9 protein-coding genes and 2 pseudogenes are annotated in these 12,233 nt (G+C 64.8%); 7 read left to right on the plus strand and 4 right to left on the minus strand.

Translation table 11 applies throughout. The features are described from left to right. Positions 1–257: 257 nt before the first annotated feature. Positions 258–1,492 (minus strand): annotated as a pseudogene (locus QP164_RS07245) (integrase). 748 nt (positions 1,493–2,240) lie between these two features. Between QP164_RS07245 and QP164_RS07250 the strand changes: the two are divergent. From QP164_RS07250 to QP164_RS07270, 5 genes and pseudogenes are all read left to right on the plus strand, one after another. Then, positions 2,241–2,384, plus strand: a complete 144-nt coding sequence (locus tag QP164_RS07250) for a hypothetical protein (protein WP_333922710.1) — start codon at positions 2,241–2,243, stop codon at positions 2,382–2,384. A 248-nt stretch (positions 2,385–2,632) separates the two neighbouring features. Further along, positions 2,633–2,866, plus strand: coding sequence for a hypothetical protein (locus tag QP164_RS07255; protein WP_333922711.1), 234 nt, complete (start codon positions 2,633–2,635; stop codon positions 2,864–2,866). Further along, positions 2,811–3,107: pseudogene (locus QP164_RS07260) on the plus strand (acetyl-CoA C-acyltransferase); the annotation flags it as partial. The gene QP164_RS07255 and the pseudogene QP164_RS07260, both read left to right, overlap by 56 nt. An 83-nt stretch (positions 3,108–3,190) precedes the next feature. Beyond that, positions 3,191–3,502, plus strand: coding sequence for a hypothetical protein (locus QP164_RS07265; protein WP_132739737.1), 312 nt, complete (start codon positions 3,191–3,193; stop codon positions 3,500–3,502). Between the two features lie 218 nt (positions 3,503–3,720). Next, positions 3,721–5,682: a putative bifunctional diguanylate cyclase/phosphodiesterase gene (locus tag QP164_RS07270; RefSeq protein WP_333922712.1), complete on the plus strand. Its 1,962-nt coding sequence runs from the start codon at positions 3,721–3,723 to the stop codon at positions 5,680–5,682. Between the two features lie 9 nt (positions 5,683–5,691). Here QP164_RS07270 and QP164_RS07275 read toward each other — a convergent pair whose 3' ends face one another. Together QP164_RS07275 and QP164_RS19825 are read right to left on the minus strand one after the other, a co-directional pair. Further along, positions 5,692–6,591: a crotonase/enoyl-CoA hydratase family protein gene (locus QP164_RS07275; protein ID WP_333922713.1), complete on the minus strand. Its 900-nt coding sequence runs from the start codon at positions 6,589–6,591 to the stop codon at positions 5,692–5,694. Between the two features lie 136 nt (positions 6,592–6,727). Beyond that, positions 6,728–7,291, minus strand: coding sequence for a DUF3617 domain-containing protein (locus QP164_RS19825; RefSeq protein ID WP_443027427.1), 564 nt, complete (start codon positions 7,289–7,291; stop codon positions 6,728–6,730). Positions 7,292–7,433: 142 nt separating this feature from the next. Here QP164_RS19825 and QP164_RS07285 point away from each other — a divergent pair, with 142 nt between their 5' ends. Next, positions 7,434–8,702, plus strand: a complete 1,269-nt coding sequence (locus QP164_RS07285; RefSeq protein WP_333922715.1) for an MFS transporter — start codon at positions 7,434–7,436, stop codon at positions 8,700–8,702. Here the strand turns inward: QP164_RS07285 and QP164_RS07290 are convergent. After that, positions 8,689–10,953 carry a glycoside hydrolase family 3 N-terminal domain-containing protein gene (locus QP164_RS07290; protein ID WP_435368363.1) on the minus strand — a complete coding sequence of 755 codons (2,265 nt, stop codon included), beginning with the start codon at positions 10,951–10,953 and terminating at the stop codon, positions 8,689–8,691. The genes QP164_RS07285 and QP164_RS07290 overlap by 14 nt on opposite strands. A gap of 220 nt (positions 10,954–11,173) precedes the next feature. Between QP164_RS07290 and QP164_RS07295 the strand changes: the two genes are divergently transcribed. Continuing rightward, entirely contained in the window at positions 11,174–12,217 is a 1,044-nt protein-coding gene (locus tag QP164_RS07295; protein WP_333922717.1) for a LacI family DNA-binding transcriptional regulator, read from the plus strand. Positions 12,218–12,233: the final 16 nt, after the last annotated feature.

Here is a 12,233-nt window from a genome sequence, read left to right on the forward strand (position 1 = left end):
GGAGTGGGAACCTATCAAATCGCTGGTTTAGATATCTTTAATGCGATAGTCGATAACGACTCTAATACTGCCCGTGGCGGTTTTAACTCAGCCCATTTTGAATATATTAAGATAATTGGCCAACATCTGATTGGCGATCACCTATTTTCTAGATCAACGGTCAGCGGATTGGTCGCGAGACTCGACGACGAATACAGTGTGCCCATACATCGCGAACTCAACCCGACACCCAAATAGGCTGGATCGGTTTCGCAAGTTCAAGCTCTGATGCGAGACAATACGCGCGCTGCGACATTGCTCCTGGCTGCAAGCTTGCGCCCATAGCGTAGCGCGGTCGACGGTGAAGACCATCGCAGCGCCTGTGCAATGCCAACGCCGTCCTCGCCGGCCGCAAACAGATCTTGCGTCAGCCCTACTCTCAGCGAGTGGCTTGATAGCGCCCTCGCCGCCTCCTCAACCTTCGCGATCGGCATCTCGACCAGCCCCTGATCGAAGGCACTCAATGCCACGCGCCGGTAGATCCCGTTAACGCCCTGACGACTAAGCGAGACCGTCCCGACGGTGTAAACCGTCCGGGCCGGTTCGGCCTTCTTGCCCTTGAGCTTCTCCTGCCAGTGCCGCGTGTGGCCCGGGATCGCCTCGTACGCCATCGGCGGAACCGCGGCGCGCAGCCGACGCCGATCGACCCCAACGCGGCGGAAGACCGGCCCCTCGGTAATCGCACTCGCTACCAGCCAGGCGCCGACCCGGCGCATAGTGTCCGCGGACAGCCAGCCCCAGGCCCCCTGCCCTTCCTGATCGGTCTTGGATAATGGAATGAACAGGAGCGCCGAGCCATCGCTGTGCGGATCGATATGCGCGACGGTGACGGCGACAAGCTCGCTGACGCGCAGCCCCGCATCATAGCCGAGTGAGAGCAGCGCTGCGTCGCGCAAGCCCTGCAGATCGCCGCTACAGGCGCCGAGCAAGGCAGTAAGCGTGAACCCCTTGGTATGGGGATCTAGCGAGGCTCCGAAGCGCAACGGGGCAGCCTGACGCTGAGCAGCGCCACGACGCCGGCGGAGGCCCTTGAGCGCCGCACGGACCATGACGTGGCTGGTGGGCGCATGCCCCTCTCCTGCATCCCTGACAGCCCATGTGCGGTGGCAAGACTGGCAACCCGCCGGGCGACCGTCGCGGGCTTGGCGCCGCGCGTCTCGAGCATGGCAATGTAGCGGACCAGGTTTTCGGGCTCGGCGGGCAGCGGGGCGACACGGATGTCCTCACACCAGCACAGATAACAGGCCAGGTCCGACGCCAGCGCCGACTTGCTCGCCGCGGCCATAGCGCCGAGCTGCGCCGCGAAACCGATCTCGCTGACGGGGCCGGCATCAGCCGGCAGCGCAAGACCCAGCAACCGGGTAACGCGGGCATCGATCGGCTCGACCAGCGCGCGCCGTGCCCGGACCGGAAGCCCCTCCCCGTCGGTGCGGTGGACGACGATCTCGCTCACGTAGCGCTCGCCCTCTGGTCTGATTTGCCCTGCATTCCGCCTTCGTAGCACACCGCCGTAGTTACCATAATGCCCGGTTATGGCGAGTGCACTCGGAGGCGTCTGGCCGTGATGTTCGCTCGCGAAAATCGGTTGACGATTGCCCGCATCTGCGCTCACGTAGCATCATGAAATCAGGCGGAAATGCCCGCCGGTGGGTACAGAACATGGGTACAGAGACCCCCGCAATGGGTACAGAAGATGACGGTTTTCCGCCATTTTTGCTACCCTTGGACCCCTCTCGTAGGGGTCACCAGCTTTTTCACTGATCTATTAGGGTAACGCTGGCTGGCAATCTGGCCTTCCTTTAAAATCACCCTCTTATTCCCTGTTGGCGTTGCGACGCGGCGGGACGAAATGGCATACGCTGTGCCAACCTTCGACGGGTCGCCTCCCGCCTCACCGGCGACCGCGCTTTCAGTAGCGCCCCCATCTGCTCGTCATGCTTGTCGAAGCACGTGACGCTATAGTTTCCCCGCCTTGCCCCCCCGGGGCGTACTCGATCGATACCGCACGATAATCGCTTCCCCGCTCGGCCTGCAGCAGTTTCCGGACGCATCGCGCTCAGCACCCATCAGCCATATTGCTGCGTCCGCTGCCATGGCCGCTGCCACGCCGGCTATGGCGCAGGACGGTCTCCCCCTGCCCCGCCTTCCACGGCGAACCCGCAGGACGAAGCGGCTCCCGCCTCGGCAGCCCCGCTCAGGCAGTGCCCCCATCGACACCCGGCCAGGCGCCCGTCGACGCCTCCGCATCGCAGGACATCATCGTCACGGCGGAGCGCCGGTTCAACACCGCGCAGAAGACCGCGGCGGCGATCACCGTGCGTCCGGACGCGGAGATGCTTCGCTAGGGTCGCTACGAACTTAAGAACATCCTCGAGGACGTCCCCGGCGTAGTCGGCGGCGCTGCCGCTACGGTGGCAACGTCGTCTCGATCCGGCGAGGCAACTCTCCAACCGACTTCATCTACACTCCGCAGGACATCGGCACTGGCAAGAACCATTTTCGTCAATATTGGGCGAACTTCAAACTCGACCTGGATCCGGTCGAGATCAACCACATTCCTGCGGTCCGCACTTGGTATCAGAACGCGACGATCGTGGCGCGCGGTACGGTGTTCAACGCCGACCAGACCATCCTGATGCCCGACGACAAGTTCGTCACGCATGAGTTGCGGATCCACAGCACGCCGAACGATTCAAAGCTCAGCTGGCAGACCGGTGCGATGTATTACCGCAACACGCTGATTACCGTAAACAACCTGTATAATCGCGACCTCGGCGCGCAAGCTGATGCGGATCGGCGGCATCACGCTCGACGTGATCGAACTTAACGAAGCGTTCGCCAGCCAGGCGATCGCGACGCTGCGCGACCTCGATATCGATCCGTTCGACGACCCCCGCGTCAACCGCAACGGCGGCGCGATCGCGCTCGGCCACCCGCTCGGCATGTCGGGCGCGCGGATCACGATGAGCGCGGTCGAGGAGCTGCACCGCACCGGCGGCCGTTATGCGATGGCATTCAAGTGCATCGGCGTCGGTCAGGGCATTGCGCTCTTGATCGAATGCGTATGATAATCAGGATGTTGCGCGGCGTTGGTCGAGACCGATACGATCCGTCGTAGAAGATCCACTCAGCTACCCTCAGGGAGACGGCAGTGACGAACACCTACGAGAAGCAGAAACGGCTGCATCACGACGTGACGAACGTCGGCTTGCGCGCGCAGGCGACCGCGGTCGGCTTGATCCAATTGTGCATCGAACTCAGGCAGGCCGACGTGCTGACCGAAGCCGCACTTACGCGGATCAAGGCAGCGATCGGCGACGAACTCGCAATCGGACCCTATCGCCGTCTCGCCTCGCGCGATCACCGCAGCGAGATCGATGCGCGGCTCGATCAGCTGTTCTCCGGCGAACAGAAAGTGGGGCCCGCCGATGCGCTCGATTTTGTCACAGAGACCGACCGCTAGCGGCGAGGTGAACGGGCAGGCCGCTGACGCTCTCGATGCCGGATCGCCTTCACTTGGCGCCCGCGCAAATTGGATTGGTAAGATCCACCTTGGCCGTTTGCTAACCGCGGGCGCGTTCATGAACCCTGAAGGCGGTCGATCGAAAATATCATGCAGTTTGGCCGCGTTGAAGGGTTTTGTTCGTTGCTTTTACACTTATGCCGTTCATGGCAGCGTGGATGAGCGGCCTGATATCACGCCTGAGACAGCTCAGGCACTCCGACCATGCGATCGCCGCCTCGGTGCGCGAGACCCTTGTGGGATCGCTTTATGCGTCCCCGCAGTCGCTCGTGATCGGTGCGCTGACATCCAGCGGCGTCATGACCATCGTCGCACTCGTCAGCGGCAACCGATCGATGATCCTGTGCGCCGTCGCGATTGCGTTCGTCGCCGGCGTAAGGGTGTTCGATGCGATCGGGATATGGCCGCGATCCAAACGGAAGGGCGTGCTAGCGGGGATGCAGACCGACCGCCAGGAGATGCTCTACCGGTTCGGTGCGTTGTGTTATTCGGGCTTGCTTGGCGTGTTCGGGCTTTTGACGCTTGTGAATACGCACGACGCGGTTCTGCAATTGCTCGCGGTCACGACGACGATCGGATACGCGGCCGGGATCGCAGGACGTAACGCCGGCCGCCCCTGGATTGCCCTGTCCCAGCTATGCTTCGCGTCCCTGCCGCTTGCGGTAGGTCTGATTGTCTCGTTCGATCCGCTGAAGGTCGCGCTCGCGGTCGTGATCGTGCTGTTCGTCGTCGCGATGATGGACATCACCCTCCAGACGTACGGCGTGATCCTGAAGGCGACCACCGTCTCTCGCGAAAAAGCCGCGCTGGCCGAGTACCATGCCGCGGTTGCGCGTCGCGACGATCTCACCGGGGTCGCCAATCGAACGGCGTTCCGGGAACAATTCGAGGCGCGGTTGCGGGCACTTTCCGGCGCGGACCGATGGCTGACGATCCACTGGATCGATCTCGATCGCTTCAAGGAAATCAACGATTCGTTCGGACATCTTGCGGGCAATGCGCTGCTTGCAGGGGTCGCGCACCGGCTGAACGATGCGTTTGGCAGCACCGGTATCGTTGCGAGACTGGGCGGTGACGAGTTCGCAGTCGTTTGCGAGGTTGAGAACCGGACTGCCGCGACGACGATCGGCCGGACGATCATCGAACTGGTCGAGCAGGCGGTTCACCATGACGGGCGCCTGCTGCATGTCGGTGCCTCGCTGGGCATCGCGATCGCACCCGTCGACGGAACCGACGCGGATACGCTGTTGAAGAATGCCGATCTCGCTCTCTATCGTGCCAAGGACAGCGGGCGTGGACAAATGTGTTTCTACGAACCGTTGATGGATGAAAAGATCGAGCGTAGCCGCGATCTCGCCAGCGAAATGCAGGGTGCGTTGGAGCGCGGCGAGTTCCACCTGATGTTCCAGCCGATATTCGATCTCGCGGGACAACGCGTGCTGTCTTGCGAAACGCTGCTGCGCTGGACCAACCGCCGTCATGGTCCAATCTCGCCGGCCGAGTTCATTCCCATCGCCGAAGACAACGGCCTGATCGTGCCGATCGGCAGTTGGGTCATCCGCGAGGCATGTCGTACCGCGAGCGCATGGCCGGTCGAGGTCAAGATCGCCGTCAATCTGTCGCCGATCCAGTTGCGATCGGCCAATTTGCCGATGGTCATCATGAGTGCATTGGCCTCGAGCAACCTCGCCGCGGAACGGCTCGAACTCGAAGTCACCGAGTCGGTCCTGCTCGACGACATCGAAGCGTCGTTGGCCGCACTCGACGCGATTAACCGCCTCCATGTTCGCACGACGCTCGACGACTTCGGCACCGGCTATTCCTCGCTCAGCTACCTGACGAAATTTCCCTTCCAGACGTTGAAGATCGATCGATCGTTCATTGCCGATCTCGAGCAAAGCCCGGCATCGGTCGCGATTGTCCAGACCGTAATCGACCTGGCGGCAAAGCTCGGGATGCGGACGGTCGCCGAAGGGATCGAGACGCAGGCCCAATTGGATCAGTTGCGCCGGACTCGCTGCGATGCGGTGCAGGGTTTCCTGCTGGCGCGGCCAATGCCGGCGAGCATGGTCGCGACCATGCTCGCCGGTGAAGACATCAAGGCACAGGGTCGATCATGAACGCGGCGATCATGCCGCCGCCTTCTCCAGCAATCTGGTTTGTGCGCCGACCAACCGGCGCATCAATTTCAGATCCGCGTCGCTGAGCCGCAACGCCGCATCCGCCCAGAGGTCGACGACCGCCTCCAGTTCAGCCAAGGGCAGTGGATTGACCGAGCGCGAGGCCTCGTAAATGGCGCAATGCCCGCTGTGACGACGTCGGTTCTGGCGGATGTAGCTCTCGACTTCGGCGCGTCCCTTGCCGGGGTCCGCCAGAGCATGGACGATACCGAGATCGTACAGCTCTTCGGCACTGTAGGACCGCCCGCTGAGGATCATATGCTCCGCGCGTGCGGCACCAAGCCTGCGCGACAGGAAGCAGTGCGCGCCCATCCCGGGAAACAAACCGAAATTGGTTTCCGGCAGCCCGAACTGCGTCCCGCGCTCGGCAATGACGACGTTGAACGACAACAGGGCTTCAAAACCGCCACCCAGCGCATCGCCTTCGACCAAGCCAATCGTGATGATCGGCAGGTCCAGGCTCCGCATGTTGCGATGCAGGATCTCGACACAGGCCCGACCGTACCGGACCAGTGCGCCGCGGTCGCCGTTGCGGATGTGTGCCGCGAACAGGTCGAGATCGCCACCCAGCGAGAAGACGCCGGGAAAACGCGATCCGAGTACGACATAGCGGATCGGCATCGCACCGGATGACTGCGCGCTGCGGATATCATCCTGCCATTGCCGGAATTCGGCCAGCAGCCCCGGATTGAAACTGGGCCGGCCGCGCTGCCGCATATAGGTCCACAGGGTATTGCTCGCGGGGTCGAATTGCGTTTCCAGATCGGCGGCCTCGAAAAGTCGGCGTGGCGCGGGTGTTGGCCGCGTTTCGATGGCTTGATAAGACGATTCATCCGGGTCGGCCGACACGATCGGGGAGTATTCGAGGCTCATTGCGACGTCCTTCTGCACGCACAGCGATTTTGCTGCGGAAGAACTCTACTTTGAACTTGATACAGGACCGATCGCGGGATGATCCATCCGGCCGAAAATGTCGCGTTTGAGCCTAGTTGCCGATCCGCGCCGCGCGCTGGTTCAGCACGATCCGCATCGCACCCTTGGGGGTCGTACCCGTGACCGTCGCCTGCCCGACAAAGCCATTGCCGTCGTATGTGCCGGCGCGCGCAATCTGCATTGGCTCGCCGCGCTTCTGCGGACAGGTGAGCGCCTGTGCATAGCGGCCATCCGCAATGCGCTGACTATCGACCCTGCACCCCGCCTTTGGATCGGGGACCAACAACGCCTCGACGCCTTGCGCCCGCGGTAGTCGCTTATGCTCGGCCTTCGATTTGCCGCGCATCATCCGCAAGATGAAGCCCGGTGCTCCGGGTATGGCGATGTCGGCCACGGTGGACGTGACGTCCCATCGTCCGGCCGCGAGCACCGGCCCCCCGCGGTGGCGATCGACGGCAGAGCACCCAGCGCTACGACGAGAAGTTTCAACGCGGAATGTGCCTGCATGCCTTTGTTTACAGGGCAGTGTTTTGCGATGCCAGTCTTTAGTGACGCGGTCAGCCGTTGCGCCAAGGCAAACGAGCCGCGAAGACGCGGCATGATGTCGCTTCCCCACCGCCCCTCGCGATACTCGCAGATCGCGTTGCCCCGGTTGTTATTCTCCTAGGCCGACGCCGCCGGTCCAACTGCGTGCGATCCTGCGTGAAATGCCGTTTCTACCGCGTGACCCTATGATCCGACGTCGCAGATCGTCGTCCGTGCGCGGCACGCTGGTAGTGTTCAGTGCCGGGGACTTCGCGTTCAATCTCTACTGGCAGGCGATCAGTCTATATCTGCTATTCTACTACATCGACGTGCTGGCGTTGCCGCCGGCGACCGCGGGTATCGTTTTCATGATCGGCGCGATCTGGGACGGGATCGCGGATTTCGCCGCCGGCGCGGCAGCGGAGCGGATGCGGCTTTCCTATCGTCGGCTAGTCGGATGGGGTGCGCTGCCGCTCGGGCTGGCATTCGTAGCGATGTTCGCGGTCCCGGCTGGTGCAGCCGCCTGGGCGCTGGCGACACAGGTCGTGTTCCGCACGCTCTATGCCTTCACCAACATACCCTATGCCGCGTGGACGACGCGGGTCGCGCCGACCAGCAGGGAGCGCTCGTTGGTGGCAGGTCTGCGGATGGGGTTCGGCGCAGCGGCCGGCGTTTTGGTCGCCTTGGCCCTGCCGTGGCTGGTCCGAGGTACCGGCACCTACGCCGCCGCGACTGCGCTGCTCGCAATGCTGGGCGTGCCGGTGCTGATCGTCATCGCCTGGCGCGTTCCCGAACCGACACCGCCCGTTTCGACATCCGACCATCCCCGGATCCTGTCCGGGCTTGGCGCACTGGTTCGCAATCGCGCGTTCGTCGCGCTCAATATCGCAGCGGCAGCGGGCGGTGCCGCGACCGCGCTGACCAGCCAATCGGTGCTCTATTTCTTTCGCTATGTGCTCCACGACGCGCCTGGTGGCCCGCACGCGCTGGCCGGCATGGCGCTCGGCAGCCTGGCGGCGGTGCCTCTCTGGACGGCGGTCGCGAGAGCCCGGGGTGCGCGGACCGCCTGGATCGTTGCTGGAGTGTTCGCGCTTCTGTTGCCCACCGGGTTCGCGCTGATCGCAGCACCCGGCACCACCGCGACGGCGGCGTTCCTGCTGGCGATGCAGGCAGCGTTCGTCGGCGTCTCGGTGGCGGCGTGGACGCTGTTGCCCGATGCGGTCGACTGGGGCGAAGCGCAGAGCGGCAAACGCGTCGAGGCGCTGGCGTTCGGCAGCTTCGCGCTGGTGCAGAAGATCGCGCTGGCGGGCGCTGGGTTCGCGATCGGTGCGGTCTATCAGGCGAACGGGTTCGTGGCCGGTGCGGCGCAAGGCTCGGACAGCTTGCACGCGATCCGGTGGCTGATGCTGGCGGGGCCGGCAGCGCTGATCGCGGCGATGCTGGTGGCGGTGATCGCCATCCCGCTTCGCCGCGATACGCTGTTGCAGGTCAGGCGAGCGTGAACTCGCCGAAGACGCCCTCGGCCTGCGCCGAAGGGGCGACCCAGACCTGGAACCGGCCGGGCTCGACGGTCGGTTTGAGATCACGGCCGACGAACAGCAGGTCGGCCTTGCGCAACGTGAACGCCACGACCTGACGCTCGCCGGGCTTCAACATGACCTTACGGAACGCCTTCAGCTCGCGGACCGGGCGCGTGACGCTGGCGGCTACGTCGCGGATGTAGAGCTGCACCGTTTCCTCGGCAGTCCGCGTGCCGGTGTTGGTGATCGTCGCGCGCACGGTCAGCGCACCGTCACTCGCCATCTGCGCTGTACCGAGGGCGAGGCCGGCATAGCCGATTGCGCCATAGGTCAGGCCGTGGCCGAACGCGAACAACGCGTCGTTGGCGAACTCGCGGTAATGCGCCTTGTATTCGGTCAGCGTCCCCGGCGGGTTGGGACGACCGGTGCTCTTGTGATCATAATGATAGGGCTCTTGGCCCGTCGCATGCGGGAACGAGACCGGGAGGCGCGCGGACGGCCCGGTCTTGCCGAACAGCACGTCGGCGATCGCGGGGCCGTCCTGCGAGCCGAGGAACCAGGTGACGAGGATCGCGGGGGCCTCGAGCACGGCACCACTGAGTGCGAGAGCGCGGCCGTTGCGAAGTAGGACGACGATCGGCTTGCCGGTTGCCGCCACCGCGTCGACCAGCGCCATCTGCGCGGCCGGAATGACGATGTCGACGCGCGACTGTGCTTCGCCCGACATGCGTTGGCTTTCGCCGATTGCGAGCACGACGATATCGGCAGCTTGCGCCGCAGCGACGGCGGCGGGGATGCCGCCGACCAAGGGATCGTCGACACCCGAACCAAGCGCGACGCTGACCAGCGACGGATCGGCGACGGTCGCGCGGACGCCAGTTGCGAGGTCGACGGCCTCGGCATCGGTGCCGTAGACGTTCCAGGGGCCGATCAGGTCGTGCTGGCCTGCCGCGAACGGACCGATCAGCGCGATCCGCTTACCGGCGCGCGGCAATGGCAGGAGGTCGCCGTCGTTCTTGAGCAGGACGATCGACTTCGCACCGGCCTCGCGGGCGAGCGCAAGGCTCTCGCGCGTGCGGATGCGGGTCTTCTCGCGGCGCGGGTCGATCCGGCGGAACGGGTCGTCGAACAGCCCGAGTTGCACCTTCAGCGCGAGCACGCGGCGGACGGCCTCGTCGAGCCGCGCCATCGGCACGTCGCCCGACGCGACCAGATCGGGCAGGTGTTTGAGGTAGAACCCGCTTTGCATGCTCATGTCGACGCCGGCCATGAAGGCGAGCTTGGTCGCCTCGCGCGCGTCGGCGGCAAAGCCGTGCGCGATCAGCTCCTCGTCGCCGGTATAGTCCGAGACGACGAGCCCGCCGAAACCCCATTCGCGGCGCAGCACGTCGGTGAGCAGCCAGGGATTGGCGGTGGCGGGGACGCCGTTGATCTCGTTGAACGACGCCATGACGGTCGGCGAGCCTGCCGCAAAGGCCGACTGGAACGGCGGGAAATACGTTTCGCGGAGAGTGCGTTCGGAGATGTCGACCGAGTTGTAGTCGAGCCCCGCCTCGGCCGCGCCATAGGCGGCAAAATGCTTCGCGCACGACGCGACCGCATCGGGTGCCGCGAGCCCGCGTTCGCCCTGGAACCCGCGCACTCGGGCGGCAGCCATCATCCGGCCGAGTAGCACGTCTTCGCCGGCGCCCTCGACGCCGCGACCCCAGCGCGCGTCATGGGCGATGTCGACCATCGGCGCGAAGGTCCAGTCGATCCCCGACGCAGCAGCCTCGGCCCCGGCCGCGCGCGCGGTCCGCCGGGCCAGCTCCGGATCGAAACTCGCCGCCTCGGCCAGCGGCACCGGAAACACGGTCCGCAGCCCATGGATGACGTCCGCCGCGAACAGCAACGGGATTTTCAGCCGCGACTCGCGCATGGCAACGGTCTGCATCCGCTGCGCCATCACCGCGCCGTTGCCGTTGAACACGCCACCGAGCTTGCCGCCTCGCACCTCTGCCAACTGCCCGTCGAAGCTGGACGAACCACCTGCCGGGTTGAGCGACGTCGCCGCGCCACCTGCCCAGGCGGCCGCCATCAGCGTCAGCTGGCCGGCCTTTTCGACCACCGTCATCCGGCCGATCAGCGCCTCGACCGATGCGGGCAAGGCCGCCGTACCGCCCCTCGCCTGCTGGAGCAGCGCGCGTGCGGGACTCGCCGCCCAGGCCGTCACCGCGGCGGCGCCCATCATCATCGCCCGCCGTGAAATCGCCGTTGAATTCACCCGTGAATTTTTTGCCGCAGTCATCCGCTCATCCCTGTCCATGCCTGTAGCGATCGCGCCGGCACTCACCGGAAAGACGATCGTCGCAAGGTTCTTGATCCCTGCTTCTGGATCATGTAACCGGTTACATCAAGAACAAGATGCCGGTCGCGAGACGTAAGATCGGCGCAAGAGGGGATCCTGACGCTTCATGCCGCACGCCACTGTCCGTGATATCGCCCGCGAAGCCGCGGTGTCGGTGGCGACCGTGTCGCGCGCGCTGAACGGGCACAGCAACGTGCGCCCCGAAGTGCGCGAGCACATCGAGAGCGTCGCGTTGCGGCTCGGTTATGTCCCCCATGCCGCGGCGCGTCATCTGAGCTCGGCGAAGTCGGGCATGATCGGCGTCGTCGTCCCCGACCTGCACGGCGAATTCTTCTCCGAACTGTTGCGCGGCATGGACCGCGAGGCGTCCGAGCGCGGCCTGTATTGCATGATGATGGTGATGCACGGCGATGCGCAGCGCGGCGTCGCGGCGTTGCACGCGATGCGCGGCCGGGTCGACGGGCTGGTGGTGATGGCGCCGCAGGTGTCTGCGGACGAACTGCTCGCGCACCTGCCCCGCGGCATGCCCGCCGTGCTGGTGAATTGCGCACCGGGACACTCGGGTCGTACCGAATTGCGGATCGACAATGTCGCCGGCGCCTCGGCGCTGGTCGAGCATTTGATCGCCACCGGCCGGCGGCGGTTGGTCCATATCTCCGGGCCCGCCGGCAACATCGATGCCGACGAACGACTGCGCGGTGCGCAGGAGGCGTGCGCGCGCGCCGGGCTTCCGCTCCGCGTGCTGGCCGGCGACTTCAAGGAGCCATCGGGCGCCGCTGCCGCTGCGACGTTGGTCGAGGAGGGCGCCGATATCGACGCCATCTTCGCCGCCAACGACATGATGGCGATCGGCGCGATGATGACGCTCAAGCGCACCGGCATCGTCGTCCCCGACCAGATCGCGATCTGCGGCTTCGACGACATCCCCCTCACCCGTCTCATCTCGCCGTCGCTCACCTCGGCGAGCATCGACATCGCCAGCTTCGGCGCCAGCGCGGTCGCCCGGCTCGTGAAGGCGATCGCGGGCGACGACGATGGCGGTGTCGAGCAGCGCGTACCGATCGTGATCGTGCGCGAGTCCACCGGGCCGAGGCTGAGTGCCCAGCCCAATCAGAATCTTTCCAACGTCCACAACGAGAAACCCGAATAATCGGGAATAGGGGAAC

It is taken from the genome of Sphingomonas sp. LR59 (genome assembly GCF_036855945.1).
GTDB lineage: Bacteria > Pseudomonadota > Alphaproteobacteria > Sphingomonadales > Sphingomonadaceae > Sphingomonas.

What these genes read in the sequence shown, in the direction of transcription:
- QP164_RS07270 (WP_333922712.1), top strand. Translation starts at nt 3,721, where the DNA reads ATGAGCGGCCTGATATCACGCCTGAGACAGCTCAGGCACTCCGACCAT.
- QP164_RS07295 (WP_333922717.1), top strand. Translation starts at nt 11,174, where the DNA reads ATGCCGCACGCCACTGTCCGTGATATCGCCCGCGAAGCCGCGGTGTCG.
- QP164_RS07290 (WP_435368363.1), bottom strand. Translation starts at nt 10,953, where the DNA reads ATGATGATGGGCGCCGCCGCGGTGACGGCCTGGGCGGCGAGTCCCGCA.